Genomic DNA, 24737 nt, shown 5'->3' on the forward strand with positions numbered 1-24737 from the left:
GTATAAAATGAGATTTGAAAGGATTAGAAGCTAATTATGATGAAATGCGAATGGATATTATGTCCTGTTTGTGGGAGCAAAACCCGTAATAAAATTAGGAAGGACACTGTTTTGAAGAATTATCCCCTTTATTGTCCAAAATGCAGACAAGAAAGATTGATTAAAGTTGACAACTTGAAGATAACTGTCATCAAAGAGCCAGACGCTTAAGACGCAGAGCCGATGAAATTGTGGAACAATTCACGAATCATCGGCTCTTTTTGTTTCGTATTTGAAAGAACAAACTCACCAAATAAAAAAAACGATATTCGGGTGGGTTATTTTGTTATACCCTAAATTACCCTCTGAATTTGTTTTTAAATTTGGAGGGTTTTTATGTTCCTTTTTTCGGGCGGTTGCCCATCTGCTTATATAAAGCAAAGTTTATTTATACATAGCACATCAGGGAATGGCGGGAAGCCAGTTAAAAAAATCCCTGCCAGTGCAACGGTACTTCCCACCATGAAGGTAGAAGTACAATCTCCATACAACAGAATTAGTATTTCCCATAACCGTAAAGGTCACAAAGCCTTTGCGGTTTTTCTTTTGTCGTTTTTGGTTGGAAAGTGCCGCAGGACTATTATTGGTGTTAAGTGTCGTTCGCCGCCTTTCAATCTGGATTTTTATGTTTTCAAAGATTCAGATTGATTGGAGGAAAAAAGAATGGCATATAACAACGGACGTGAGGACAGGAAGTGGCGTATCTGGAAAGAAGCCGAGGAAAAAGTGTTGCGGGAACATGGAGTTGATGAAGCTACCATCGAACAAATCCGTATTGACGACAGGGCAGACTTTAATTCCAACAGGCGGTTTTACCATTGGACAAGCGATTTCGGGGAATACCTTGAGGGAATGGCAGACAGGGAACAGTCAGCCGAAGTAAAGACCGTTGAAGATTTACTGGATGAAATCGAAGATGAAAATCTGTATCAGGCATTACTTACGGTGGACAGGCGTACACTGCAAATCGTTCTGCTGAAAATGAAAGGGTATTCCACAAAAGAGATTGCCCCGCTTGTGCATTTAACGACGGGTGCTATCTATGCACGGTTAGACCATCTTAGAAAAAAGTTGCGGAAGATTTTATAGTCATCTAATACAGCATGCTTTCTTATGGGCTATTGGGTGGGGGATAAAATTCTCCCACCCAATTTTAGAATAAGTGAATAAAATCCCTGTCCATAGAGAATACTAAAAAGTTTGTGCAAAATCTTGACAGCCATATTGCCGCTATGGTATTCTGAAATACCAATGGGGAAATTGGAAGATTGAAAATTAAATAAGCACATAGATATAAGATTGAAATGTCAGCCAATCGGCAAGGCTGACATGGGTTTTGAATTTCAAAGCCGCTACATAGCATTGCGAATCAGAGCGGGAGGGAATCCTCTTGTCGTTCGTGATGCAGTGTGGCGGCTTTTTCATTTATCCAAAAGTCAAAGGCAATAAAATCCAGAACGGAGGTGGAAAGGACATAGGATTTCCTTTTCGGAGGGTAAAGGCAGGCATTAAGAAAGCCGTTACACAGAAAAATGCTCTGCGGAGTTGTCCACAGAGATAGCGAGCATCGGATTGTGTCAGCCACAATCCAATCCACACCCTAAAGGCGTGTGGACTAACTTAGGGGACAACCCCTAGCTACCCCGATAAAAGGAAAAATAAAACTGGAGGATTAAGAAAAATGAGTAGAGAAAAATCAGAAAAAGTATGCATTACTTTTAGATTGAGCGAAGAAGAACATGAAAAATTAAAGCAGTATTCATCCGCCTGCGGTCTGTCCACCGCAGAATTTATGCGTCAGTTATGCAGGGGAAACGCACCGCAGCCACAGCCAGAGAAAGAATTTTGGGAACTATTAGGCACGCTTTACGAAGTACACGTAGCCTTTAAAAAGTGTATCCCCTACGCCCCTTCCGCTGATGAAATATGCAGGGAGATTGAGGATTTTATCTTGGAACTGCAACGGAATTATACCCTCCCACAGCAGTTTGACATGGAAAAATTGACGGAACAGGGGGCAGTCTGATATGGCGGCAACGAGCCTCTGGCACATCGAAGGACGGTTGAAAGACTTAATTTCTTATGTGGAAAACCCAGAAAAGACCGTGCCGAATAAGGAGATGCAGGACTTCTTTGACGTGTTCTCCTATGTGAAGAATCCACAGAAAACGGACAATGGAGAGTTTGTTTCCGCCATCAACTGTTTAAAAGAAACAGCGTTACAGCAGATGATTCTAACGAAAAAGCAGTACCAGAAGACAGGCGGGTATATCGCTTGGCACGGCTACCAGAGCTTCAAGCCAGACGAAGTAACGCCCGAACAATGCCACGAAATCGGCTTAAAACTTGCGAGGGAAATGTGGGGCGACAAGTACCAGATAATCGTTGTCACCCACCTTGACAGGGGGCATCTCCACAATCACTTCTGCTTCAACTCTGTTTCCTATCTGGATGGGAGCAAATATAATTACTCAAAATCGGAGCAGAAACGGCTAAGGGAAACGTCAGACCGCTTGTGCAGAGAGTACGGATTATCGGTGATTGAGAACCCGAAGAAAGCACCGTCAAGACCGCTGTATCTGGATGAAAAGAGCGGCAAGCCGACACGCTACAACGTCTATCTGGAAGATTTAGCGGAGGCAATCAGCGGCAGTCGGGATATTCCGCACATGATGAAGTATCTAATCGACAAAGGCTACGAGGTTGATTTTTCGGGCGGGCATTGGAAAATGAAGCTGCCGCAGTATAAGCATTTCACAAGATTAGATACGCTTGATGAACGCTTAACGCCCGATTTTATCCGTTCACATTTAGGCACAAGGGCAAGATATGGGAACTACAAAGCAAAGATTTCCTACTCTCCCCATATGCCCGAAGAATATAAAAAGGCTTGGAAACCGCACCAGAAAACAAGGGGAATCTTAGCGTTGTATTACTATTGGTGCTATCAGTTGGGGATATTTCCCAAAGGCACGGACTACAAGCCGACAAGCCCGCTTATGAAAGAGGAGCTTCGGAAACTGGATGAGATTACCACACAGGTACGCTATATGTCGGAGCATAACATCTCCACCCTCTCCGATTTGCACGCCGACAGGGAGAAGAACCAGACGGAAATGGACAGGCTTACCAACTATCGGCGGCATTTGCAGAATAAGATACGGCGTGCTTCACCCGCCGAGAAAGAAACGCTCCGAGAAGAAAAAAACGGGGTGACGGAACGGATAACGGAGCTGCGAAAGCGGCTGAAATATGCGGACGGGATTGAAAAACGCTCTGCCCACATTGATGACTGCTTGAACCAAATCCACGATACGGTTGAAAATCAAAGGTCAAACCAGAATGGCAGGACAGACCGCAAGAGGGAGGACGCATTGCGATGAGCAGACTGACAGAACAGGAACTTACGGAAATTTTAGACGAAAATAAGGGTATCTCAATGGTAAACCCGAATAGGGTGTACCCGCCCCTGCCGCCTGCTGAAAACATTATGCCCCTTATGCGTATCCCTGAACAGGCAACGCTCTGCGAGAAAATCGGCGGCACGGAATATACAGTGACCGCACATTTCCGAGAGGACGGGAGGGACTTGCTTGGGCTTCTCAGCAGGATATTCATGCGGGACACAGCAGATTACAGTTTTGATTCCGAGGGTTATGATGAGGATTAAGAAATATCGGAAAGATTATCGCTTTAAAGCGTTGAAGTTTGACCGCAGGCGTGGTATACTGTATCTACACTTCATACTATCGTGTCTGCTGTCGGAAAGGAGAAAGCATTGCAAAGACAGCAGGAAGAAATCACCGCCTTGTACTGTCGTCTGAGTCAGGACGATGGACGTGAAGGCGAGAGCAACAGTATCGTAAATCAAAAAGAATATCTATTCAAGTACGCTAAGGAACACGGGTTTCCAAATCCCACCTACTATGTGGACGATGGCTATACGGGTACGAATTTTGCTGGGGTTAGATAGCGATACTTTTTACATCTACCATGTTACGGCGGTCATGGTTGACAACTTGCGTCGGCTCCTGCTCGGTATCAACCTGTCCGACAAAGCTGTAATGGATTTCGATTTTCCGGGTGTTGGTTTCCCGGTCTAATTCATGTATCAAAATACGGTCGATAAACTCATGGACGTTTTCATAGGTCAATTCCTGTATGTCGCTGTATTTCCCGACAATCTGAATAAACCTTGATATATCCCTTTTTCGCTCGGTAACGGTTGCGATCTGCTGTTGTAACTCGTCTATCCTTGCGGCAAGGGATTTCTTTTCGTCCTCGTAGCCGGAAGTTAGAAACACAAACCGTTCATCTGTCAGTCTGCCTAATGCGTTGTCCTCGTACAGCTTGCGGAAAAGCGTGTCAAGTTCGGTCATACGCGCCTGTGCTTTGGAAAGTTCCTTTTGCTGCTGCGCTAATGCCTTTCTCGCTTCCATGTCGCCGTACTCGGTAGCTTTACAGATAAAGTCCTGTTCGTGTTCCTTAACATACTGCAAAACCCGCCGCATATCTTCCAGCACTAAATCAAGAAGTACGTTTTTGCGGATATAATGAGAGGTACACTCGCTGCCTGTCCTTGCCCTGTTGCGCCATGCGCCGCAAGAATAGGAAAACCTGCGCGGCTCGATATTTACGCCCTGTTGGTAATACATCTTATGTCCGCAACCAGCGCAAAACAGCAAGCCGGAAAAAATATCAATCTCCGCTGCTTTTGTCGGGCGGTGGCGGGTAGCAATCCGCTTTTGCGCAAGTTCAAAGGTTTCCTCGTCAACAAGCGGCTCATGGGTGTTTGGGAAGAAATAGCGTTGTTCTTCTTCGTTCTTCCGGGTCTTTTTCGACTTGTAGGATACCTTGTGAGTTTTCGCGGTTATGGTATGCCCTAAATATTCCTGCCTTGCTAATATGTCATAGAGCGTTTTGTCCGGCCAAGTATAGGGGGCGATCATTGCCCGCTGATACCGCGCCTGTCCTGTGCGCTGATAGCGCAACGCTCCAATCGTCAAGACTTTGTTTTCCGCAAGCCATTTTTGGATTTCGCACATACGCACGCCGCTAACAAACATAGCGAAAACCTGTTTGACAATCGGCGCGGTTTCCGGGTCGGGTATAAGGTGGTGGCGGTTGTTCGGGTCTGGGATATAGCCGTATGGATATTCCCCGTTGACACGCTCGCCTTTTTGCGCCTGTGCCTGTTTAACTGCACGGATTTTCTTGCTTGTATCGCGGGCGTAAAACTCGTTAAACCAGTTCCGCAAGGGGGTAAACTCGTTATCCTCCCGCGCTGTGTCAACTCCGTCGTTAATCGCGATATAGCGCACTCCGTTTTCGGGAAATACAATCTCTATGAGTTCGCCCGTTTTCAGATAGTTTCTGCCAAGACGGGAGAGGTCTTTGGTAATAACCGTCGCCACTCGTCCGGCTTCCACTTCCTGCAACATCGCTTGCAGCCCCTCGCGCTCAAAACTCACGCCGGAAAATCCGTCGTCCACAAAAAACTTTGTGTTCAAAAAATGGTGTTCGTCCGCATAGCGTTGAAGTATCATTTTTTGGTGCTGTATGCTTCCGCTTTCTCCGGCCTGCATATCCTCTTGACTTAAACGGCAGTAAAGGGCGGTGATTTTATTCGACTGTAACATTAGTCCTCCTTTCCGACAGCCGAATAAACAGGTATAATGTGTTGCTATCATTATACCATATCCCGCCGCCTAATGCACTACTCGGACGCTAAAAAGCCCGGATTTCCGGGCTTTTTCTGCAAATCCTTTACAATGAGTTTTTCAATCTTTTTATGGATTGTATCGGTTGCCTTTTCACTCGGCAACGCTTGAACAAGATAGGTGATTTTCCCTATTTTGCGTTCGGTTGTAATTGTCTGTTTTTTATCCATTAGAAAAACCTCCTTTTCCTGTATGGATAAACTATATTCGTCAAAAGGCAAAACGGGCGGTTGTTAGCTGCAACCTCACGGGAGTTTCACCCCGGCCCATGCTTATGGGTGCGCCGCGCAATACTTTGAGGGTGTTCAACGCGGGAGTATCATTGTGCCGCCTTGTATGTCGTCGCCCACAAGCTGCTAAACTTGTTTTACGGCGCGGTAGTTCTCGCTCGACTTTTCCCCAACGGGGAAAAGCGGTCATGGCGTACCCGCCGCCCGGCTCGGTACAGACGGAATGTACCCGTTGCCTGTTATGCTGCGCACCAAAGGCCGCTTTCTTTGTCAAGGAACAATAGGCTTTGTCGGCCTGTAACAGTACACCGTTTCCGATGTGCTGTTACGGAACGACAAATAGCCCATAACGGGAAGCGTGGAAAGGGGACACGCTCCCCGCATGGGCTAAAAGATTATCCTACATGAAAAGCAAGGGTGCGGGTAATAAGGCGCACTTGCAGCCTGTTACGCATTTCCTCGTCCACATAGGAATAGGTATTGCCCGCGTCGTCTTTCAGCGTGCGGGTACAAAGTTTCGCTATGTAACCCTCGTAATGCTTCAAGATCGCGCACATGGCGGTTGTGTCGCCGTTTGCCGCTGCGGAAATGACAGGGAACGGCAACAGATTTTCAGATTTCCTAACGGTATTCATCATCTGCTTTTCCCTCCAAATACTGTTTGATTTTCGCAAGCGCGGATTTCCTGTGCCGGAAAACCGTCGTGCGTACAACATTCAGCAGTTCAGCAATTTCCGCGTCGCTCATGTCCAAGAAGTAGGACAAAAGGATAATGTCGCGTTTCCTTTCGGGCAAAGCGTTAAGGGCTTCGGCAAGCAGTTCATTTTTGACGAGTACATCAAAGCCGGACACTTGAAAACGGAAATAATCGCTTTTGTATTCGTCCGTTGTGAAAAGCTGCGCGAGTTCGCTTTCGCTCAAATCCGAAAAAGGTACTTCGCGTGCTGCGCGTTTCGCAAGAGTGCGGCGGTGGCTTTTCGCTTCGCCAACCAAAGTTTTCTTTGCTAATGCGTCGTACTGATGTTGTATTCTTTCCTTGTCGGAAGAAGATAGCTCCATAGAGTTCACCTCCTTCCCGCGTGGAGTAGAGGACGGGAGTTAAGGGCTTGTCCTCTCTGCCCCTTTCGCTCCGTACCCGTTCGGGAGATGGCTCTTGAGTGCGTTTTTCAGAAAAAAGTTGAAAAAAGCAAAATGCGCCCGTCCGCAAGACGCGGACGAGCGCAAAGGAAATGTAAGAAGTATTTAGATGTATTGACAGTTCATACTCATAGCCGGAATATCCCGCTTGCGGAGCATAGCTTTTTTTGACCGCAAAGCATTAGGCGGGTTACAGTAAATAAAAATGGACACGGCGATACCTCCCCGATACCGCCGTATCCTTAAAAAAGGGCGACTTTAATACACTACCCGCAATCCATTCTATAATAGGGAACAGCGGCTTTTGCGCAATATTAAATAAAAAAGCCGATAACACATAGGTTTTTTGACCTAATGCGTTATCGGCTCTGCGTCTATGCGTCTGGCACTTTTAATCATTTTTTTTTGAATTTATTATATGTGTTAGCTAACTGTCCACAAGCCGCGTTAATCTCTCTGCCATGAGAAACTCTCATAGTAACTTCAAGTCCTGCTTGCTCTAATTGATGTTTGAATGCAACTATTTCCCGTTTCTGTGGTGCTTTAATTCTTGAATTGCTTGTTGGGTTGTATTGTAACACGTTAATCATAACTTTTTTGCCCCGAAACCATTTTGCAAGTTGTCTTACATCTGAGGGCCGGTCATTTATACCCGGTAAAAGCAAATACGCAAAGACAATTTTGCGATTATGCCTTTCAGAATAGGATAAGGCTTGCTTAACAACATCTTCAATAGCATATATGCGCATGTGAGGAATAATACGATTTCTTGCAGATTGTGTTGCTGCGTGTAAAGATATTGTCAACTGAATTTTAAGATGTTCCTCGCGCAATTTTTTTAATTGATCGACCGGACCAACTGTTGATATGGTAATGCCGTCGGTTGGAAAGTTGAGCCCATATCTATCTCGGAGAATATGGATTGCTTTTATCAAGTTGTCATAATTGAATAAAGGCTCTCCCATACCCATAAAAACGATACGGTTTACTTTTCGACGCAACAATATAATCTGTTGTACGATTTCTGACGATGTTAGATTACGAACAAAGCCATTTCGCCCGGACTCACAAAAAATACAACCAACAGGACAACCGACTTGTGTGCTCACGCAAACAGTTCCACCATCTCGCCGCTTGATAAAAACCGTTTCAATGTATTTGTTGTCTTTCAGTTCGTAAACATACTTTTCAGTATCACTGCTTTTGCAAATATTTTTTACCAACATTGATAGATTTTTTTTGCGTGGTAATTGCTTATATAATTCTTCATATAAGGCTTTTGCTTCATTCTCGCCAATAACTTCCGACATTTCTTTGTAAGTAAATCCGTATGGATCATTCCGTACTTCCGCAGGCGTATATTTAGGTAAACGTTTCATTTTTATATCCTTTCTTCTAAATAATAAAAGTTTGTTTTTCTGTATTTTTGATTACAATCTCTAATTTTTCTACATCAATGATATGCGTCAATTTGCATTTAGGGCAGAAAAGAGGAAAATCTTTTAATACAGTATTATGAAATACTTGAACTCTCGTCTTTCCGTTACAAATCGGACATTTTATCCAATATTTTTTAAGCATTATATTTCACTCGTCCTTTTTACACAAAAAAATGCAGGTCAATCCTCAACATGAGCATTGACCTGCATTTATAATGCACAGAGCAGTACAACAAAACTAAGGCATAGCTTGCACTATGTCTATACTATATCTATACGTCGTTAGTTTTTTGTATAGCATCCGCAAAATAAGCATGACAAAAAAGCCCATGTTGAAAATGGGAAAATCCTTTTTTTCAATGCTTATCTAATACGCATGCTATGCAACATAAACGCCGCCTCCTTTTACATAAATTTTATTTTATCAGAAAATCAGTCTACTGTCAATACACAACAGGAAGTATTTAACCTAATGATATGAATTGTGTGGACATATCCAAAAAGAAAGGTGAACTGTAAAATGTAACAGGGTGAATGAAAGTCCTCTTGTTTATTCTATGTGTCGAGCCCGTCTATGTGTCAGATTGCATTTTCTGATAGACTGTTTCTTTTCGTGACTTATCAAAGAAAGTTCTCCTGTCGGGTATGTTCCAATTGTTTATTTCGGATATAAGCGTCTAATTCACAATTATATTCGTAGAGGCGAAAGACTACTTTGTTCTAAAAGGTATTTCTATATCTCTAATGAATCTTCCGCGTTCACCCACATCTGCAAATTTCCATCAAGATATAATCTTGCATATTCAAGTGGTTCATCAACTGCAAGTGAAGTTAATGCACAGTCTGATCCGGGAGTGGTTTTTAAATTCTTTTCTGCTTCCCAACAATCAATGCGAAGCATATAGCCAGCACTGGTATAAACATCAATACTGTTTCTGTGTGGATTGTATTCTGCAAATATCGTTCTCATCGTATCCTATCTCCTTATCATTCAATCAATCATCAGATACAAAAATCAGAAGCATTTCAATCAGTTCACCATGTCACTTTTATTTTGTGTTATACTGTTTTATATGATTTTCTTGCCCTTGTATTTGCCCTTATCAGAATTCGTAAACACTGATGGGACGATATAACACAAGGGAAAGAATAAGGGAAAGCTCATCTGCGATAAATCCAGTGTTTTCAAGGGTTGGCAGAGAATTTAATAACAAGATATAACAGTTATCAAATCTCTTAAAACAGGTGAAATCTCAATCGGGAGTTATCATCTACTACATATAGGTAAAAAACAAATTAAACAAAATAAAGCATAGAATAACAGCAGTCCAAATCCACAGACGAGTTTTCTTTTGCAAAGTTAAATTCAAGATACTTATTCCAGCCAAAATAACAAAACTACCAATAATAGCAGGATAATGTGTTCCACTTGAACCATTTGACCAAGGAGATATACCTAAGGCGATAAAAATTTTATCTCCAATGCAATACTTCGCGCTATTCCATGTGCCACCCAATATAAGACCCAAAACAATCAATAGGACAGCAATAATCCTATTTGTCAACTTCTTACTTTTGCTCATATTATCACCTCATCAAATTCCGATTGAGATTTCACCTGTTTTAAGAAATTTAATAACTGTTATATTTTGTTATTAAATTCTCCGCAAACCATTGAAAACACTGGATTTGTCGCAGGTGAGCTTTCCCTTATTGTTTCCTTTGCGTTATATCGTCCCACCAGTGTTTACGAACTCTGATAAGGGAAAATACAAGGGCACAAGAGGTCCGGTGGACCTCTGCTCTGTGCCGACCGAAGCGGCAGCGGAGACCAAAAAAATTATATAAAACAGTATAACACAAAATAAAAGTGACATGGTGAACTGATTGAAATGCTTCTGATTTTTGTAGCAAATAATTGATTGAACGATAAGGAGATAAGATACGATGAGAACAATATTTGCAGAATATAATCCCGGACGAAACAGCATTGATGTTTATATCAGTGCAGACTATATGCTTCGCATTGACTGCTGGGAAGCAGAAAAGAATTTGAGAACCACACCCGGATCAGATTGTGCATTAAACACACTTGCCATTGATGAACCACTAGAATATGCGAGACTGTATCTTGATGGGAATTTACAGATGTGGGTAGATGCAGAAGATTCCTTGACATTATAGTAATGTTCAAAAAAAGCTCTCTGTGCAATGCACAGGAGCTTTTTATATGTAGACCTCTATTTATTTGTGCTGTCTGCATCAATTACAGACTGAATCTGCTTCATAAGGGCATCATAGTTGTCCTTGTTATCAATTCCGCCGAGCATTGGTTCGCCTACAATATTGCCATTTCTGTCAACAAGTATAGTTGTTGGAAAGGCCATGATTTCTGAGGCATATTTACCGGCAGCACTAGAGGAGTCAATTGACAGATTACGATATTTGACACCCTGGCTTTCAAGAACAGAGGCAGCCTCTTTGATAGCTGTTTTATTGCCATCGAAGGTCTCAGTGTTGATGCCAACAACTTCTCCGCCCATTGATTTGATAGCATCATTTAATTCGTTAAGCTTGGATAATTCAGCGACACATGGTTTGCAGCCGGTAAACCAGAAATTGACGACTGTTACTGCATTACCGGAAAACAGGCTGTCATCAACCTTATTGACATCAAAATCCTCACCGGAAAAATCACTGAATACAGATGAGGCTTTAGAGCTGTCCTTCTTGTTATCGTCTGATGATGTATTTTTGTTTTCAAGCTCTGCTATCTGTTCCTCGATTTTTCGTATGGTTTCAATATCCTCATTAAGTGTTTTAAGCTCATCGTCTGTGAATGAATTCTTGTTTGATTCTACGGTACCGACAAGATAATCAGCATAATTTCCGTTTGGATCGGCGTCACTTTTGTTCATCATGCCAAATGCCTTGTTCCACACATCAGCGTGATCTGCAAAAAGTTGATTTTCCTGCTGATATAAATCATCAAGCCTGGAATCTGATTTGCCAGATGCTTCTGAGCCGGCTTCAGTCTGAGTGTTCTTAGAATCTGTTGTGGAAGCTTGCTTTATGCCACATGCTGTAAGTGATAATGCTATGCAGAGTGTAAAAATAGAAATAAATGATAATTTGTTTTTCATGAGTAATTTCTCCTTTAAAATAATAGTAAAATGTTTAATAGCTATCTGTTGTCATTTTTTTTGACATGATTTTCCCATAAACCGGTAGCAGATGGCGTCCTTCGGACAGGCCTTTATGCAGGCACCGCAGCGTATGCACTCGGGGTGATCCGGTGTCTTACACACATCCACATCCATCTTACATGCCTTTGAGCATTGACCGCATCCGACACATTTGCTGCTATCAACGGTGATTTTGAGCAGGCTGACCTTATTAAATAATGAGTAGATTGCTCCAAGCGGACAAATCCATTTACAGAAGGGCCTGTAAAATAAGATACTTAGTACAATCACTGCAATTAAAATCATACACTTGAAAGAAAAAAGCTTTCCCAGCGCAGAACGGATAGCAGCATTTCCAATAGATAACGGTATAGCACCCTCTAAAACCCCCTGAGGACAGATATATTTGCAGAAGAACGGGTCTCCCATTCCTATAGAGTTCGTTACAAGCATCGGCAGAAGTATAACGAAAACAATAAGAATGACATATTTTAGGTACCTAAGAGGCTTTAGTTTGGCTGTGGATAATTTCTTTCCGGGGATTTTATGAAGTAAATCCTGAAACCATCCAAATGGGCACAAAAAACCACATATAAATCTGCCGAGAGTTACACCGAGTAAAATAAAAAATCCGGTTATGTAGTATGAAAACTTAAATTTTGATGATCCGACAACTGCCTGAAATGCCCCTATTGGACAGGCCCCTGTCGCGGCAGGGCAGGAGTAGCAGTTTAATCCGGGTACGCATACTGTTTTTGCATTGCCCTGATATATTTTACCCTTAAATAAATTTGGAATATGAATATTGGTCAGCAGCGTTGCTGCGGCCTGTATCCAGCCACGTATTTTTGCCAGTTTTCTTGATCGTAATTTCTTTTCCTTATCCAATTCCGACACACTCCAGACATAGTTTTATTGCTTTACCAAGCACTGTAGCCGCCTCACCTCTGACTGCGCCATAGCTTATCATGGATACACCAAGGATAAGCAGAATGATTTGACATGTTTTTTGGTATTTCAACATAATGTTGCTCCTTTTTGTTGTATTGTTGACCAGCTGACTTTGGTATTATACAATATAGGTTGTAAAATTATTGTTAAGAAGCAGGAGAACATTTTGAGATTATTAATTGTTGAGGATGAGAAACAAATATGTGATATGGTTGCAAAGAGTCTGTATGCTGCCGGTTATGAGGTGGATACCTGTTATGATGGGAAAGAGGCTCTTGAATGTATACTGTCGGAGAATTATGATCTGATAGTTTTAGATTTGAATCTGCCGGGGATGGATGGCATGGAGCTTCTTAAGGAGCTTAGAAAATACAATGATGAAACTAAGGTTTTGATATTATCTGCGAGAGGTCAGATTGCTGATAAGGTAGAGGGACTGGATGCAGGAGCAAATGATTACATGGAAAAACCATTCCATCTGCAGGAGCTTGAGGCACGTATCAGAAGCCTGACAAGAAGGAAATTTGTACAGAATGATATATGTCTTAAATGCGGAGAAATAAAGTTTGATACGATTAAACGCGAGGCATATGCAAAGGAAGAGCCGGTTCCACTGACAAGAAAAGAGAATGGTATTTTGGAATATTTACTTATCAATATAGGCAGACCGGTGAGTCAGGAGGAGCTGATAGAGCATGTGTGGGATGCCACGGCAGACAGCTTTAGCGGAGCAATCAGGGTACATATGTCTTCACTTAGAAAAAAGCTTAAGGCGAAGCTGGGATATGATCCCATTCAGAATAAGGTAGGTGAAGGCTATAAAATACGGGAGGAGTCTGACAGATGAAAAAAATGTCGCTACAGTGGAGACTTACGTGCATTACTACATTGTGTATTGCTATTATATGTGGCTGCCTGACTATGTTTGTCTATAAAAATGGTGTACATTACATCGATTCTCTGCAGGATGCGGTAGAGTCACAGGGGGATGAAAAAGGAAACAAATCAGATGAAATATATATCAGCATACCGGACGATAAGTGGGATGAGTTTGCGGATGAATTTTCGCTTCAGGTGTACAATAATAAGACCGACTATAAAAGAAACAGTCTGATAATCACGGTTTTGCTGGCGTTTTTGGGAGGTGTCGTCACTTATTTTATAAGCGGGCATGCACTCAGACCAATCAGGGAGTTTTCAGATAAAATTGAAGAGGTACAGGCTCAGAATCTGTCTGATTCAAGAATAGAGGAAAACAATGTTAAGGAACTGAACCAGCTGGGTATTTCTTATAATAAGATGCTTGAGCGTCTGTCGGAAGCATTTGAGATACAGAGACAGTTTACTGCAAATGCAGCACATGAGCTGCGTACTCCATTAGCGTTAATGCAGGTACAGCTTGATTTATATAATTCTGCCTCTCACCCGGGAAATGATGCAGACACTTTGCAGACCATAAAAATGGTTACGGAACAAAATGATAAATTAAACAGGATGGTAAAGACTCTTCTTGACATGAGTGAGCTTCAGACGGTGGGAAGGGATGATAAAATTATATTGGATGCTATTGTTGAAGAGGTTTTGGCAGACCTTGAGCCTCTTGCCGTGGAAAAGAATATAAAGCTGATTGGAAAATGTGAGGATGCCACTATGATAGGCAGTGATATCCTTATTTACAGGCTTGTATACAATCTGGTTGAGAATGCCATCAAATATAATCATCCGCTCGGACAGGTTACAGTAACCGCATATCAGAGAAACAAGCATGTTTATCTGTCTGTAGAAGATACGGGAAGCGGAATACCAAAGGAGCTTAGGGAGAGAGTGTTCGAGCCATTCTTCCGTGTGGATAAATCCAGAAGCCGGGAGCTGGGTGGCGTAGGGCTAGGTCTTGCTTTTGTCCGTGAAATCGTTAGAGTACATGATGGCAGTATTTGTATCAAATCAGGCAAGACTGGGGGAACGATTTTCGAGGTGACTTTTGCACAGCATTCAATGTAGCGTTCCATTTTACACATTTGTCAACGCTATTAAAACAGATTTGCTAAATGAGAAAAATAGAATAATTTGTTATTTGAGTAGAACTTTTTCTGTAAATAGCTAATAACAGCAAGGTCTTCTATGGTAAAATATAAATCATAGGAGGCCTTCCAAAACAGTTAATCAGTTTCAATCCGATGCAGTATATTAAGCTGAAAAGGCAGGCAGAGGAAGTTGATCTCTTTTCCGATGATGAAGTCGAAGAAGGCACACAGCCGATCTCACACGAAGATTATGAACGGCTTATCAAGTACCTGGAAAAGAAAAATCCACCTGCGATCCTTCCAATCCAGATTGCATACTATGCAGGACTTCGTATCGGGGAAACCTGTGGTCTTACATGGCAGGACATCAACCTTGAAGAACAATGTCTGACCATAAAACGCAGTATCCGTTACGACGGTGCAAAGCATAAAAATGTGATTGGAACAACCAAGCGAAAAAAAGTAGGGATTGTTGATTTTGGAGATACGCTGACTGAAATATTGAAAACAGCCAGACGGGAACAACTGAAAAGCCGGATGCAGTACGGAGAACTTTACCACCGCAACTACTACAAAGAAGTTCATGTAAAAAACAGGGTGTATTATGAATACTATCACCTTGACGGAACGCAGGAAGTCCCAGCAGATTATAAAGAAATATCCTTTGTCTGCCTCAGACCGGATGGCAGTCTGGAACTGCCGAGTACACTCGGCATTGTATGTAGGTCAGTGTCAAAGAAGCTGGAAAGATTTGAAGATTTTCACTTTCACCAGTTACGGCACACCTACACCAGCAACCTGCTCTCAAACGGGGCAGCTCCAAAAGATGTACAGGAACTGTTAGGACATTCCGATGTCAGTACCACAATGAACATTTACGCTCACTCAACAAGAAAAGCAAAGCGGGATTCCGCAAGACTTCTTGATAAAGTAGCGAGCAACGCTTAATAAAAAATCCCCTTATTTCCCTTGCGGATTCCTCACAAGGGCAAAAATAAGGGAAAATACATATCATTTCACTATCTAATTGGCTGAAAAACCTGTAAAATAATGAAAGTTCAGGAAATCTCTCCACAAATTCCGATTTGTCGATGCCAAAAGGACAAAACAGTATATCGCGGAGGCGATGGCATGAATAAATTCTACGATTTATTAAAATATATTATCTATGCGAGTTTCTACGTGATTGTGATTAAAACGGGTATGGATTTCTATGAGTATAAGCGCTTTCCGAAACTATACGAACCGAATTCTGCACCGTGGTATACGGAAGCGTTACTGTATTGCGTCGCTTCTTTTACGGTGATCATCGTATGTTTCGCGCTTAGAGTAATCATAAAGCGAAAGATGAAGAAGGGGTGAGTCATATGTTTATGCTGTTTGAGTTTATGTTTCCAATTATCTTCGTAATGGTTTTCGGCATGATCATCTTCCAGTTTGTAGCAGGAATCGGAACATGGCATAAAAACAATCAGTCACCGCGTTTGTCGGTGAGCGCAACTGTAGTTGCAAAGCGAGAAAACGTATCGCATCACAGCCACCCAAATGGAGGTGATCCATCTGGTGCGCATGGGTATCATACGATCTCGAGTACCAGTTACTATGTAACATTTCAGGTGGAGAGCGGTGATCGGATGGAATTGCAGGTTTCCGGTAGGGAATATGGAATGCTGGCAGAAGGAGACATTGGGAAACTTACTTTTCAGGGGACGAGATATCTATCATTTGAGCGTGTGTGATGGTAGTGTCAAATAATCTATGAAAAACTGAGTCAAATAAAAGGCTCAATTGAAGGATACCTTTATTATTCGGCGCGGTGGAACGGAAATCATCATACAGGAAGGTAAACTGCTGAATCGGGAGATACTGTCCAGTGGTACAGCAGAAGGAATTGAGACCATTAGGGCAGCCAACATCAAGAAAAAGGGAACATAAAAAGGCAGAGCATTGCTAATGCTGCAATGTTCTGCTTTTTATGTTTGTGTTAGGCTTTGCTGGCAGTAGTCTACCAGAATTTCTCATTACAGTGTTTTGCTAAAGGAATCAGATGGAGCCATACTCTGGATTTTCCTGTATTCTCTGGGGGACATTTTGACTATAGACTGAAAAGCGCTTGAAAACTTTCCCTGGGTTTGGTAGCCTGCCTGGGAAGCAATATCCGCAATAGTGGCATTTGTTTCCCGTAATAATTTCATAGCCTGACGCACCCGAAATTCCTTCATATAGGTGGCGATAGGCTGGCCGTAGACTGCCTTGAATATCTCCTTTAGAGTAGAGGTATTTATCAAATACTGTTTGGAGAGTTCTGCAATCGTAAATCGTTGATCCAAGTGCTCTGTCAACTGTTGATGAATTTCTTTTATCAATTCGGTTTGCTGGGAGAAGTATTGAGTCAGTTCTTTATGCTCCGATTTCATGTTGCTCAAATAAATCAAAATTTCCAGCACCTTCAATTTCAAGAGGGAGATTCGAACGGATACAGGAGCAGAAAAGAGTGGGGCAAAAATATGCTCTAAATCGGAACAGGACGGGATTGCGGATGGCTTCTTGCAGTAGCGATCCTCTTCAATCATTTGCAAAATACGGGGTATAGGCCTCTCAGGTTCTCAGTATAGTCCCGCAAGGAGGTTCTGTATTTCCTATTCAGAAGATTTTTTGTCCCAAATGGAAGAGTTTCATGTGATATTGTTCCAGCACATCTTTCAGCGTGATTTCTTGCATTCTTTGTTCGGTTGTTTTTTGAATGTCCAAGTAAAAATCCCGCAGCACCAGTTGGATATTTACACCCACGCCACAATCAGGGTTGGTGTGGATGTCCTGATGGAGCAGGGGCTTGTTGCCCTCTACGGCCCGATAGGCATCCAGCAGAGTGATTTTCTCCGGCTCACGAGCCAGAGCAGGTCGGGGATGTCCCTTCACGCTGACCAGTAGCCCTCCTTTCCGCAGGGCGGACATGAGCTGGCGCACATAGGCAGGATTCGTCTGAATGCTCTCTGCCAGCTTGTTACTGGTCAGGTCGCAGTCTGGGTACAAAGCGATAAAAGCCAGAATATGAACAGCATCGCTAAGGCGGGTGGGATATTTCATGGACTGATCTCCTTTTTTGCTTTGATGTTATTTTTATTATAACAGCATATTGACAGTAATGCAAGAGGATGCTAAGATGATTTGAAGTAAGAATAAAAATAACATCCACTCGAAAGGAATGGTGACAATGAACTTCTATGATGATTTGGTCATGCAGACCCAGATGAATTATTCCAGGCACTATCCTATCTATGCTTCCGGCAGTACGCCTTATCAGCTGACTGACAAAAAGCCGCTGCCGTATAGCGAACAGATCGATCGGTTGGTACAGGAGGTAAAGGAAGCTGACTGTGTGGTAGTGGGCGGGGCCTCCGGCCTGTCCGCTGCCGGTGGCGGAAATTTTTACTACGAGGACAACGACTCCTACCGGAAATACTTCCGGCCTTTTGCTGAGAAGTACCACTTCAAAGGTGCTTTTGCAGGGATGATGCACCCCTGGAAGACAAGGGAAGAGTATTGGGGGTATCTCGCCACCTTCCTTCACACCACCCAGACCGCACCTGTGCGTCATCCCTATCTGGATTTAGACGCTTTGCTGAAAGGCAAGGACTTCTTCATCCTCACCACGAACCAGGATACCCAGTTTGTCAAACTCTACCCGGAGGAGAAGGTGGCGGAAATCCAGGGGGATCACCGCTTCTTCCAGTGTGCCGCCTGTTGTACCGATGACACTTGGGATGCGGTAAAGCCGGTGGCTGATATGGTAGCCGCTATGGGGGATGGCACGAAGATTCCCACGGATCTTATTCCACGGTGCCCCCACTGCGGCGGTGAGGCATTCCCCTGGGTGCGGGGATATGGGAATTTCCTGCAAGGAAAAAAATACGAAGAACAGTACGAAAAAATTTCTCGCTATGTGCTGGAACACAAAGACAGTAAGATTCTGTTTCTGGAGCTGGGCGTTGGCCGAATGACTCCCATGTTTATCCAAGAACCTTTCTGGAACATGACCCTCAGCTTTCCTCATGCCCGATATATCGGCGTCAACGACAAGTATGACTTTCTTCCCAAGCAGTTGGAGGACAAGGGCATGACCATTGTGGCCGACATTGCTCAGGTGCTACGGGATGCACGGAAACTCTAGCTGCCCTCCGGCAGGTGCGATCCATTGCAGCAACCATAAAATAGAAAAGGAGCGAACGAATATGATTGATTGGAACCCTATTGCGGAAAAATTCAGAGAAGCGGACGCTATCCTGATCGGGGCCAGTAACGGCCTGTCAATCACCGAAGGACTGCATTTGTTTGCGGACAATGCGGCCTTTGAAAGACTGTTTGGGGATTTTAAACGGAAATACGGCCTTGGGTGTATTTTGCAGGGCATGATGGCAGGATGGCCCAGCGAGGAGGAAAAATGGGCCTTCTGGGCCCGGCTCATCCATCATTACTGCGGGCAGTACCAGCCTACGCCAGTGATGAACGATTTGAAGGCCATTGTGGGAGAGAAAGATTACTTTGTTGTCACATCAAACGGAGAAGGTCACTTTGAACTGTGTGGCTTCGATCCGACGAAAATCTATGAAATCGAGGGCAACTGGTTTACGATGCAGTGTGCCCGCCCCTGCCACGACACCCTCTATTCAAGTTTAGAGGTGGCCGAAAAATTATCGGCTGCCGAACAGGGCGGCCATGTGCCTACAGAGTTGGTGCCGCGTTGTCCCAAGTGCGGAGGTCCCATGGACATCCACATGGGCGCGGGTCAGAGAATGATTTCGGATACCGCAGCGCAGGCACGGTTCCAAAACTTTCTGAAAACCTACCACGGGAAGAAATTGATGGTTCTGGAGCTGGGCATTGGCTGGCGCAATCAGCTAATCAAGGCTCCGATGATGCGCCTGGTGGCCGGCGAGCCAAACGCCACTTATGTGACTATCAATCTGGGTGAGGTCTACATTGCGGACAATATCAAAGAGAAGTCCTTCGGACTGGACGGGCGGCTGGATGAGCTGCTGCCTGCTCTCCGGGAGGCGTGCGAGGCATGACGATTTCGGAGCAGGTTCAGATAGATTTGAGTACGGTTTCTTAAAAAAAGCCGGAATGATTTGACAGATCATCAAACCATTCCGGCAACTCTTATATTTGGATGGAATCCTCAAGGATAATTTATTCAAGGGATATACTTCATACCCCACTGAGAGATAGCATAAAAAACAGGCAGCAGGTCCCGCCCTTTCTCGGTGAGGGAGTACTCCACTCGCAGAGGCATCTCATTATATTGGATACGCTGAACCAATTCATCCGCTTCCAGCTCCTTCAGGGCGTTGGTCAGGGCTGTATTGGTAATGGGTTTGAGAACTTTTTTCAGTTCCCCAAATCGCATAGGACACTTGATGCACAGTTCATAAAGAATTTGGAGTTTCCATTTGCCCTGCAGCATTTGAACCACCGGCGTGACCGGGCAGTTTCCCTCTCCAGTTAGAATGACACTGCCAACCTTTTCTTTGAATTCTTCATAAGTCATAATTGGATCTTTCCTCGTCTTTTGCAGTATATTTTTTGATACCAGGTATAAATAATTTGCGTACTTGAACAAAAATTGCTATCAGATATAATAAATATATCACTGGTTGACCATGCAGTCAACGACTGAAATTTCTTAGAAAGGTCTGAATTTTATGAAAGAACTGAACATTATGGAGGCTACTGTTCTGACCTCCCCTAATCCGCTGACACTGATTTGCTCTAAAAAGGAGGACGGTTCTACGAACCTGGCTCCCATTTGTTTTGTGTCTTACCTCTCCTTCAATCCGCCTATGGTGGGCTTCGCCACTGGCAAACAGTCTCACACCGGTAAGCAGGTACGGGAGACCGGCAAAGTCATCGTCGCTGTTCCAGGTGAGAGTCTGGCTGGCGCAGTAATGGCCTGCGGAGCGTCTACCGGCGCCAAGACCGACAAGGTGGCCGACAACAACATCGAGATGATGGCTGTGGAGGGCAGTGACATCCAGATTCCGGTGGATACCCGTCTGGCGATGGTGGCCACCCTGCAGCAGTCGGTGGAAGTTGGCGACCATATCCTGCACATCTGTCAGGTGGACAAGTTCCTGGGCGATGAGGACAAGAAGGGGCTGTATGCATGGAACGGCTTCGGGAAAGTTGCACCTGCGGCAGAAGGCTAAATCTCAAAACGGTAAGGAGGCATCAGCGGCGGCTGTTTGTATTAAAGACTGCATCCCTGTATTCATGAAGGAAGATCTGCTTCCTATCATGGGAGAGGCACAGATGGTACAAGAATTTCCCCCGGCTTTTTACCGGGTATTGGAGGAACAGAAGACATGGCGGAAGTGAGAGAGAGCAGCATTCTGCTTCAGGATGTAGAAACCAAAAATATTATGACAAAATCCACCCTGCCGGTGGGCGGCTATTCCGTCAATCCTTATGTGGGCTGTACCCACGGCTGCAAATACTGCTACGCCTCGTTTATGAAGCGATTTACCGGGCACACCGAACCGTGGGGTACATTCCTGGATGTGAAACATTGGCCAGCAATCAAAAATCCGCAAAAGTACAAAGGGCAGCGCGTAGTCATCGGTTCTGTGACCGATGGCTATCTGCCCCAGGAGGCTCAGTTTCAGAACACCCGAAAGCTTCTTGAACAGCTCCGGGGCAGTGAGGCAGAAATTCTCATCTGTACCAAGTCAGACTTGGTAATCCGTGACATCGACCTTCTGAAAAAATTGGAAAAGGTCACGGTCTCCTGGTCGATCAATACATTGGACGAAGGCTTTAAAAATGATATGGACGATGCCGTCAGCATCAAGCGGCGGCTGAATGCCATGAAGCAGATCTATGATGCGGGCATTCGCACCGTCTGCTTTATTGCCCCTGTCTTTCCGGGTATCACGGATTTCGAGGCTATCTTCCATCAGGTCAGAAATCAATGCGACCTGATATGGTTAGAAAATCTAAACCTGCGAGGCGGATTCAAAAAAGACATCCTTGACTATATACGTAAAAAATATCCTGACTTGGTTCCGCTGTACGACGCTATCTACAACAAGGGAGACAGAAGCTACTTCCGTGGTTTGGAGGATCAAGCGGAACGGCTGGCGAAAGAAAACAGCTGTCCCTTCGTGGACAACGAGCTGCCCTACGGACGAGCAGAGCCTGGGCACCCGGTCATTGTGGATTACTTTTACCATGAGGAAGTGCGTGGCTCGGAAAACAGCGGGCGACGCAACCCCAAAAAATAATTTGTGAAATAAAAGGGTTCTGACATGGAGCTGTGCTTCAATGTCAGAACCTTTTTTTATGAATGCAATGTATACCCATTCAGAAGTTTTCTTAGCCTGACTTCTTATACCATGGAGGAAACAGTCTCCCGGCAGTTCATTCTCAGTGACAAAAGAAAATCGCGGAAAGTGTTCCGGTTGCTCTTATCAAGGCACTGGAATGTGCCGATAAAGGCTATATTTTCCCAAGCAGCAGGACATTTTACCCAAATGGCAGTGTGCTTCCAAAGCGTTGACGAAGTCAGTTTAACTAAGTATGATGAAGATACAATTAAACAATGATTTGTCGATCTGCAACGATCACATGCTTTGTTGGAAAATTAACGGGGGTGTTTTTTGAACGAATCAGATAATGCAGAACATTGAAAAGGTTGGAACGAACAGTATGGAAAATGAGGACAGTTCAGAAAGCATTGCCGCTTTCTTGCTTCACTTTGCTTTGTATAAAAAATGTTCTTCCTGACATTATCATAAATGAGAATATAATACATTTAGAGAATAATAAAGAGGAAAGTATCACATGGAATTTTTGAATGCTGGAATGGATGACCATGTGGCGAGGCCGGTTGATATGAGTATTTTAATAGCTGTCATTACAAAACATATAGAACGATGATTCATTTACTGAGAAATGGATCAGAAATTTCATACTGGAATGGTACCACTTGAAAAGTAGGAAGGTGAGATGCGAATGAATTGGGCAGACGGAAAAATACGGTGCTGCTGGGCAAATCCCAAAAACGAACGGTACATCCGTTATCACGATGAGGAATGGGGCGTTCCGGTGCATGATGACCGGAAGCTTTTTGAAATGCTGATCCTGGAGTGCTTTCAGGCAGGACTGTCTTGGGAATGTGTCCTGAATAAGCGGGATGCGTTTCGCGAAGCCTTTGACGGCTTCGATGCTGAAAAGGTTTGCGTCTACAAGAAGGAAAAGCTGGAAGCCCTGCGGAATGATCCCGGCATCATACGCAACCGCCTGAAAATACAGGCAGCCGTTACCAATGCACAGGCATTCCGTGAAATTCAGAAGGGATATGGCAGCTTTTCAGAGTATCTCTGGCATTGGACGGAGGGCAGCGTGATCCGGGAAACCGGGAAAACAAGTTCGGAATTATCGGATGTAATTTCCAAAGACTTAAAGAAGCAAGGCATGAAATTTGTGGGAACCACGGTGGTTTATGCCTACCTGCAGGCCGTCGGCGTGATCTGGTCGCATGAGGATGAATGCTTTTGCAGGCAAGAGGATGAGATATGATGAAACAGAAACCGACAATTATTTATGAGAATACCGTTGCAGGCAGCTTCGTCCGCAGGATCAACCGTTTCACAGCGGAGGTTTTGATCGATGGGGAGACAGAGCTGGTTCATGTGAAAAATACGGGGCGTTTGCGGGAGCTTCTGGTGCCGAAAGCGAAGGTGACGCTGCAGAAGACGTTGAATATGAATCGAAAAACGGCATACGATCTGATCTCTGTATACAAGCCAAAGCTAAAATGGGTGAATATTGACAGTCTGGCACCGAATGCTCTGATGAAGCAGCTGTACATGAGCCTGAATTATGATCTTGTGAAGGCAGAATATACTTACGGAGACTCCAGAATTGATTTTTACATGGAAAAAAATGGAGAAAAATTTCTGACGGAAGTGAAGGGCTGTACGCTGGCAGATGATCTGCATCCGGGCATCGGATTGTTTCCGGACGCACCAACGGAGCGGGGGGTAAAACATTTACACGAGCTGACAAAGGCTGCAAAGGAAGACTGCCATACAGCAATCGCCTTCGTGATTCAGATGAATGTAATTCATCGGGTGCTGCCGAATGAGACGGCACAGCCGGAGTTTAAAAAAGCACTTGTGGAGGCTGCAATGGCAGGTGTTCAGATCGTCTGTTACAGTTGCCATGTGGAAGCTGACAGTATAAAGATCACGGGTGTAACCGAAGATACCTCAAGATTTTTGAATATGTAGGAAATGAAGGCTTGCTATGATTAGAAAGTTACGGAAGACAGATATAAATAGAGTCGCTGACATATGGTTAAAGACCAATCTGAAAGCACATTCTTTTATTTCAGAACAATACTGGACAAGTAATTATGAACGAGTGAAAGAAATGCTGCCACAGGCAGAAGTATACGTGTATGAAGATGATAAAATGATTCATGGATTTTTAGGCGTAAGGGATGAATACATTGAAGGTATTTTTGTTTCGGATAAAATGCAGTCACATGGTATAGGCAAAAGTTTGCTGGATTATATCAAGGATAAAAAAGTCAGATTGCAGTTAAACGTATATCAGAAGAATGTCAGGGCAATGTCTTTCTACCAAAGAGAAGGATTTACGATCCAGTCGGAAAGGATGGATGAATTCACCGGCGAAACGGAATATGTAATGAATTGGGAATCAGATTGTGAGGGGGAATAATGTAAATGCGCTTTTTATTGATACAGGGAATAGGATTTTTGGGAACTATTTTGTTTTTTGTATCTTATCAGTGTAAAAATAATAAAATACTGTTTCGGGTTCAATTTGTTTCCAGTTTTCTTTTGCCCAACCGTGATCGAAAAGTACAATGTCTACATTGGCTCTTGATAAGTAATCGATCGATAACTATGTTGGAGTAACCGAACGGTTACTTTGCTGAGGAGAACGTTATGACTGAAGGAACGGATTTTGAGGATTGCTCTGGAGG

The 24737-nt window shown here is 43.7% G+C and carries 30 protein-coding genes and 4 pseudogenes; 20 read left to right on the forward strand and 14 right to left on the reverse strand.

Going from position 1 to position 24737, the window contains the following annotated elements:
• Positions 1 to 36 precede the first annotated feature (36 nt).
• The 7 genes and pseudogenes from ACXMYH_RS03035 to ACXMYH_RS03065 form a co-directional block, all read left to right on the forward strand.
• Positions 37 to 226 (forward strand): annotated as a pseudogene (locus ACXMYH_RS03035) (cysteine-rich KTR domain-containing protein).
• 149 nt (positions 227 to 375) lie between these two features.
• Positions 376 to 687, forward strand: a complete 312-nt coding sequence (locus tag ACXMYH_RS03040) for a hypothetical protein (RefSeq protein ID WP_015535393.1) — start codon at positions 376 to 378, stop codon at positions 685 to 687.
• A 15-nt stretch (positions 688 to 702) separates the two neighbouring features.
• Positions 703 to 1128 (forward strand): sigma-70 RNA polymerase sigma factor region 4 domain-containing protein, encoded by a 426-nt coding sequence (locus ACXMYH_RS03045; RefSeq protein WP_033126097.1) that lies wholly within the window; start codon positions 703 to 705, stop codon positions 1126 to 1128.
• 592 nt (positions 1129 to 1720) lie between these two features.
• Positions 1721 to 2065 carry a plasmid mobilization protein gene (locus tag ACXMYH_RS03050; protein WP_033126096.1) on the forward strand — a complete coding sequence of 115 codons (345 nt, stop codon included), beginning with the start codon at positions 1721 to 1723 and terminating at the stop codon, positions 2063 to 2065.
• 1 nt (position 2066) lies between these two features.
• Positions 2067 to 3422, forward strand: a complete 1356-nt coding sequence (locus ACXMYH_RS03055) for a relaxase/mobilization nuclease domain-containing protein (RefSeq protein ID WP_033126095.1) — start codon at positions 2067 to 2069, stop codon at positions 3420 to 3422.
• Positions 3419 to 3709, forward strand: coding sequence for a hypothetical protein (locus ACXMYH_RS03060; RefSeq protein ID WP_033126094.1), 291 nt, complete (start codon positions 3419 to 3421; stop codon positions 3707 to 3709). Before ACXMYH_RS03055 ends, ACXMYH_RS03060 begins: the two co-directional genes overlap by 4 nt.
• 81 nt (positions 3710 to 3790) lie before the next feature.
• Positions 3791 to 3997 (forward strand): annotated as a pseudogene (locus ACXMYH_RS03065) (recombinase family protein); the annotation flags it as partial.
• Positions 3998 to 4004: 7 nt separating this feature from the next.
• On the opposite strand, the gene ACXMYH_RS03070 reads toward ACXMYH_RS03065, so the two are convergent.
• From ACXMYH_RS03070 to ACXMYH_RS03105, 8 genes are all read right to left on the reverse strand, one after another.
• On the reverse strand, positions 4005 to 5678 hold the full coding sequence (locus ACXMYH_RS03070) for a recombinase family protein (protein WP_069989194.1): 1674 nt from the start codon (positions 5676 to 5678) through the stop codon (positions 4005 to 4007).
• 77 nt (positions 5679 to 5755) lie between these two features.
• Positions 5756 to 5929 (reverse strand): transposon-encoded TnpW family protein, encoded by a 174-nt coding sequence (locus ACXMYH_RS03075; RefSeq protein WP_002604472.1) that lies wholly within the window; start codon positions 5927 to 5929, stop codon positions 5756 to 5758.
• A gap of 455 nt (positions 5930 to 6384) precedes the next feature.
• The gene (locus tag ACXMYH_RS03080; protein WP_002604473.1) at positions 6385 to 6627 is read right to left on the reverse strand and encodes a helix-turn-helix domain-containing protein; all 243 of its coding nucleotides are present in this window, start codon (positions 6625 to 6627) and stop codon (positions 6385 to 6387) included.
• Positions 6611 to 7048 carry a sigma-70 family RNA polymerase sigma factor gene (locus ACXMYH_RS03085; protein ID WP_003502131.1) on the reverse strand — a complete coding sequence of 146 codons (438 nt, stop codon included), beginning with the start codon at positions 7046 to 7048 and terminating at the stop codon, positions 6611 to 6613. The genes ACXMYH_RS03080 and ACXMYH_RS03085 overlap by 17 nt, the downstream gene beginning before the upstream one ends.
• A gap of 473 nt (positions 7049 to 7521) precedes the next feature.
• Positions 7522 to 8505, reverse strand: coding sequence for a 23S rRNA (adenine(2503)-C(2))-methyltransferase RlmN (gene rlmN, locus ACXMYH_RS03090; RefSeq protein ID WP_002584956.1), 984 nt, complete (start codon positions 8503 to 8505; stop codon positions 7522 to 7524).
• Positions 8506 to 8521: 16 nt separating this feature from the next.
• Complete coding sequence (locus tag ACXMYH_RS03095) at positions 8522 to 8707, reverse strand: cysteine-rich KTR domain-containing protein (RefSeq protein WP_003431289.1); 186 nt, start codon at positions 8705 to 8707, stop codon at positions 8522 to 8524.
• A gap of 591 nt (positions 8708 to 9298) precedes the next feature.
• Positions 9299 to 9535, reverse strand: coding sequence for a DUF6061 family protein (locus ACXMYH_RS03100; protein ID WP_004841179.1), 237 nt, complete (start codon positions 9533 to 9535; stop codon positions 9299 to 9301).
• A gap of 304 nt (positions 9536 to 9839) precedes the next feature.
• On the reverse strand, positions 9840 to 10148 hold the full coding sequence (locus ACXMYH_RS03105; RefSeq protein WP_118531176.1) for a hypothetical protein: 309 nt from the start codon (positions 10146 to 10148) through the stop codon (positions 9840 to 9842).
• Positions 10149 to 10512: 364 nt separating this feature from the next.
• Here ACXMYH_RS03105 and ACXMYH_RS03110 point away from each other — a divergent pair, with 364 nt between their 5' ends.
• Positions 10513 to 10749: a DUF6061 family protein gene (locus tag ACXMYH_RS03110; protein WP_486555511.1), complete on the forward strand. Its 237-nt coding sequence runs from the start codon at positions 10513 to 10515 to the stop codon at positions 10747 to 10749.
• 56 nt (positions 10750 to 10805) lie between these two features.
• Here ACXMYH_RS03110 and ACXMYH_RS03115 read toward each other — a convergent pair whose 3' ends face one another.
• Genes ACXMYH_RS03115 through ACXMYH_RS03125 form a run of 3 tightly spaced genes read right to left on the reverse strand, consistent with a single transcriptional unit; the run spans position 10806 to position 12774 of the window.
• Positions 10806 to 11708: a TlpA disulfide reductase family protein gene (locus tag ACXMYH_RS03115; RefSeq protein WP_486555512.1), complete on the reverse strand. Its 903-nt coding sequence runs from the start codon at positions 11706 to 11708 to the stop codon at positions 10806 to 10808.
• A 51-nt stretch (positions 11709 to 11759) separates the two neighbouring features.
• Complete coding sequence (locus ACXMYH_RS03120; RefSeq protein WP_486555513.1) at positions 11760 to 12638, reverse strand: 4Fe-4S binding protein; 879 nt, start codon at positions 12636 to 12638, stop codon at positions 11760 to 11762.
• Entirely contained in the window at positions 12631 to 12774 is a 144-nt protein-coding gene (locus ACXMYH_RS03125) for a CD1871A family CXXC motif-containing protein (protein ID WP_009263530.1), read from the reverse strand. The genes ACXMYH_RS03120 and ACXMYH_RS03125 overlap by 8 nt, the downstream gene beginning before the upstream one ends.
• A 93-nt stretch (positions 12775 to 12867) precedes the next feature.
• Between ACXMYH_RS03125 and ACXMYH_RS03130 the strand changes: the two genes are divergently transcribed.
• The 4 genes and pseudogenes from ACXMYH_RS03130 to ACXMYH_RS03145 all read left to right on the forward strand — a co-directional run bounded on the left by ACXMYH_RS03130 (position 12868) and on the right by ACXMYH_RS03145 (position 16464).
• On the forward strand, positions 12868 to 13548 hold the full coding sequence (locus ACXMYH_RS03130) for a response regulator transcription factor (RefSeq protein ID WP_022024520.1): 681 nt from the start codon (positions 12868 to 12870) through the stop codon (positions 13546 to 13548).
• A complete protein-coding gene (locus tag ACXMYH_RS03135; RefSeq protein WP_486555514.1) occupies positions 13545 to 14702 on the forward strand; it encodes a sensor histidine kinase in 1158 nt (385 codons plus the stop codon). Before ACXMYH_RS03130 ends, ACXMYH_RS03135 begins: the two co-directional genes overlap by 4 nt.
• Before the next feature lie 149 nt (positions 14703 to 14851).
• Positions 14852 to 15673, forward strand: a pseudogene (locus ACXMYH_RS03140) (site-specific integrase); the annotation flags it as partial.
• Positions 15674 to 16092: 419 nt separating this feature from the next.
• Entirely contained in the window at positions 16093 to 16464 is a 372-nt protein-coding gene (locus ACXMYH_RS03145) for a DUF2500 domain-containing protein (RefSeq protein WP_486555847.1), read from the forward strand.
• A gap of 282 nt (positions 16465 to 16746) precedes the next feature.
• Here the strand turns inward: ACXMYH_RS03145 and ACXMYH_RS03150 are convergent, their stop codons facing one another.
• Together ACXMYH_RS03150 and ACXMYH_RS03155 are read right to left on the reverse strand one after the other, a co-directional pair.
• On the reverse strand, positions 16747 to 17298 hold the full coding sequence (locus tag ACXMYH_RS03150) for a helix-turn-helix domain-containing protein (RefSeq protein WP_486555515.1): 552 nt from the start codon (positions 17296 to 17298) through the stop codon (positions 16747 to 16749).
• Between the two features lie 70 nt (positions 17299 to 17368).
• Complete coding sequence (locus ACXMYH_RS03155; RefSeq protein ID WP_118604560.1) at positions 17369 to 17812, reverse strand: Rrf2 family transcriptional regulator; 444 nt, start codon at positions 17810 to 17812, stop codon at positions 17369 to 17371.
• Positions 17813 to 17939: 127 nt separating this feature from the next.
• On the opposite strand from ACXMYH_RS03155, the gene ACXMYH_RS03160 reads away from it, so the two are divergent.
• Positions 17940 to 18896 (forward strand): SIR2 family NAD-dependent protein deacylase, encoded by a 957-nt coding sequence (locus ACXMYH_RS03160; RefSeq protein ID WP_486555516.1) that lies wholly within the window; start codon positions 17940 to 17942, stop codon positions 18894 to 18896.
• 61 nt (positions 18897 to 18957) lie between these two features.
• Positions 18958 to 19794, forward strand: coding sequence for an SIR2 family NAD-dependent protein deacylase (locus ACXMYH_RS03165; RefSeq protein ID WP_486555517.1), 837 nt, complete (start codon positions 18958 to 18960; stop codon positions 19792 to 19794).
• A 125-nt stretch (positions 19795 to 19919) separates the two neighbouring features.
• Here the strand turns inward: ACXMYH_RS03165 and ACXMYH_RS03170 are convergent, their stop codons facing one another.
• Positions 19920 to 20273 (reverse strand): winged helix-turn-helix transcriptional regulator, encoded by a 354-nt coding sequence (locus ACXMYH_RS03170; RefSeq protein ID WP_055187091.1) that lies wholly within the window; start codon positions 20271 to 20273, stop codon positions 19920 to 19922.
• Positions 20274 to 20427: 154 nt separating this feature from the next.
• On the opposite strand from ACXMYH_RS03170, the gene ACXMYH_RS03175 reads away from it, so the two are divergent.
• The 6 genes and pseudogenes from ACXMYH_RS03175 to ACXMYH_RS03200 all read left to right on the forward strand — a co-directional run bounded on the left by ACXMYH_RS03175 (position 20428) and on the right by ACXMYH_RS03200 (position 24469).
• Positions 20428 to 20931 (forward strand): flavin reductase family protein, encoded by a 504-nt coding sequence (locus tag ACXMYH_RS03175; protein WP_486555518.1) that lies wholly within the window; start codon positions 20428 to 20430, stop codon positions 20929 to 20931.
• Between the two features lie 43 nt (positions 20932 to 20974).
• Positions 20975 to 21100: pseudogene (locus ACXMYH_RS03180) on the forward strand (radical SAM mobile pair protein A); the annotation flags it as partial.
• Complete coding sequence (locus ACXMYH_RS03185) at positions 21088 to 22005, forward strand: radical SAM mobile pair protein B (RefSeq protein ID WP_486555519.1); 918 nt, start codon at positions 21088 to 21090, stop codon at positions 22003 to 22005. The pseudogene ACXMYH_RS03180 and the gene ACXMYH_RS03185, both read left to right, overlap by 13 nt.
• 724 nt (positions 22006 to 22729) lie before the next feature.
• The gene (locus ACXMYH_RS03190; protein WP_486555520.1) at positions 22730 to 23302 is read left to right on the forward strand and encodes a DNA-3-methyladenine glycosylase I; all 573 of its coding nucleotides are present in this window, start codon (positions 22730 to 22732) and stop codon (positions 23300 to 23302) included.
• Positions 23299 to 24015, forward strand: a complete 717-nt coding sequence (sfsA, locus tag ACXMYH_RS03195) for a DNA/RNA nuclease SfsA (protein WP_486555521.1) — start codon at positions 23299 to 23301, stop codon at positions 24013 to 24015. Before ACXMYH_RS03190 ends, sfsA begins: the two co-directional genes overlap by 4 nt.
• Positions 24016 to 24031: 16 nt before the next feature.
• Positions 24032 to 24469 (forward strand): N-acetyltransferase, encoded by a 438-nt coding sequence (locus tag ACXMYH_RS03200; protein ID WP_485663293.1) that lies wholly within the window; start codon positions 24032 to 24034, stop codon positions 24467 to 24469.
• The last annotated feature ends 268 nt before the right edge of the window (positions 24470 to 24737 follow it).

It is taken from the genome of Pilosibacter sp. NGB245, from assembly GCF_057397225.1.

Coding starts and splice junctions, on each gene's coding strand:
- ACXMYH_RS03040 (WP_015535393.1), top strand. CDS start 376: ATGTTCCTTTTTTCGGGCGGTTGCCCATCTGCTTATATAAAGCAAAGT.
- ACXMYH_RS03045 (WP_033126097.1), top strand. CDS start 703: ATGGCATATAACAACGGACGTGAGGACAGGAAGTGGCGTATCTGGAAA.
- ACXMYH_RS03050 (WP_033126096.1), top strand. CDS start 1,721: ATGAGTAGAGAAAAATCAGAAAAAGTATGCATTACTTTTAGATTGAGC.
- ACXMYH_RS03055 (WP_033126095.1), top strand. CDS start 2,067: ATGGCGGCAACGAGCCTCTGGCACATCGAAGGACGGTTGAAAGACTTA.
- ACXMYH_RS03060 (WP_033126094.1), top strand. CDS start 3,419: ATGAGCAGACTGACAGAACAGGAACTTACGGAAATTTTAGACGAAAAT.
- ACXMYH_RS03070 (WP_069989194.1), bottom strand. CDS start 5,678: ATGTTACAGTCGAATAAAATCACCGCCCTTTACTGCCGTTTAAGTCAA.
- ACXMYH_RS03075 (WP_002604472.1), bottom strand. CDS start 5,929: ATGGATAAAAAACAGACAATTACAACCGAACGCAAAATAGGGAAAATC.
- ACXMYH_RS03080 (WP_002604473.1), bottom strand. CDS start 6,627: ATGATGAATACCGTTAGGAAATCTGAAAATCTGTTGCCGTTCCCTGTC.
- ACXMYH_RS03085 (WP_003502131.1), bottom strand. CDS start 7,048: ATGGAGCTATCTTCTTCCGACAAGGAAAGAATACAACATCAGTACGAC.
- rlmN (WP_002584956.1), bottom strand. CDS start 8,505: ATGAAACGTTTACCTAAATATACGCCTGCGGAAGTACGGAATGATCCA.
- ACXMYH_RS03095 (WP_003431289.1), bottom strand. CDS start 8,707: ATGCTTAAAAAATATTGGATAAAATGTCCGATTTGTAACGGAAAGACG.
- ACXMYH_RS03100 (WP_004841179.1), bottom strand. CDS start 9,535: ATGAGAACGATATTTGCAGAATACAATCCACACAGAAACAGTATTGAT.
- ACXMYH_RS03105 (WP_118531176.1), bottom strand. CDS start 10,148: ATGAGCAAAAGTAAGAAGTTGACAAATAGGATTATTGCTGTCCTATTG.
- ACXMYH_RS03110 (WP_486555511.1), top strand. CDS start 10,513: ATGAGAACAATATTTGCAGAATATAATCCCGGACGAAACAGCATTGAT.
- ACXMYH_RS03115 (WP_486555512.1), bottom strand. CDS start 11,708: ATGAAAAACAAATTATCATTTATTTCTATTTTTACACTCTGCATAGCA.
- ACXMYH_RS03125 (WP_009263530.1), bottom strand. CDS start 12,774: ATGTTGAAATACCAAAAAACATGTCAAATCATTCTGCTTATCCTTGGT.
- ACXMYH_RS03135 (WP_486555514.1), top strand. CDS start 13,545: ATGAAAAAAATGTCGCTACAGTGGAGACTTACGTGCATTACTACATTG.
- ACXMYH_RS03145 (WP_486555847.1), top strand. CDS start 16,093: ATGTTTATGCTGTTTGAGTTTATGTTTCCAATTATCTTCGTAATGGTT.
- ACXMYH_RS03150 (WP_486555515.1), bottom strand. CDS start 17,298: ATGATTGAAGAGGATCGCTACTGCAAGAAGCCATCCGCAATCCCGTCC.
- ACXMYH_RS03155 (WP_118604560.1), bottom strand. CDS start 17,812: ATGAAATATCCCACCCGCCTTAGCGATGCTGTTCATATTCTGGCTTTT.
- ACXMYH_RS03160 (WP_486555516.1), top strand. CDS start 17,940: ATGAACTTCTATGATGATTTGGTCATGCAGACCCAGATGAATTATTCC.
- ACXMYH_RS03165 (WP_486555517.1), top strand. CDS start 18,958: ATGATTGATTGGAACCCTATTGCGGAAAAATTCAGAGAAGCGGACGCT.
- ACXMYH_RS03170 (WP_055187091.1), bottom strand. CDS start 20,273: ATGACTTATGAAGAATTCAAAGAAAAGGTTGGCAGTGTCATTCTAACT.
- ACXMYH_RS03175 (WP_486555518.1), top strand. CDS start 20,428: ATGAAAGAACTGAACATTATGGAGGCTACTGTTCTGACCTCCCCTAAT.
- ACXMYH_RS03185 (WP_486555519.1), top strand. CDS start 21,088: ATGGCGGAAGTGAGAGAGAGCAGCATTCTGCTTCAGGATGTAGAAACC.
- ACXMYH_RS03190 (WP_486555520.1), top strand. CDS start 22,730: ATGCGAATGAATTGGGCAGACGGAAAAATACGGTGCTGCTGGGCAAAT.
- sfsA (WP_486555521.1), top strand. CDS start 23,299: ATGATGAAACAGAAACCGACAATTATTTATGAGAATACCGTTGCAGGC.
- ACXMYH_RS03200 (WP_485663293.1), top strand. CDS start 24,032: ATGATTAGAAAGTTACGGAAGACAGATATAAATAGAGTCGCTGACATA.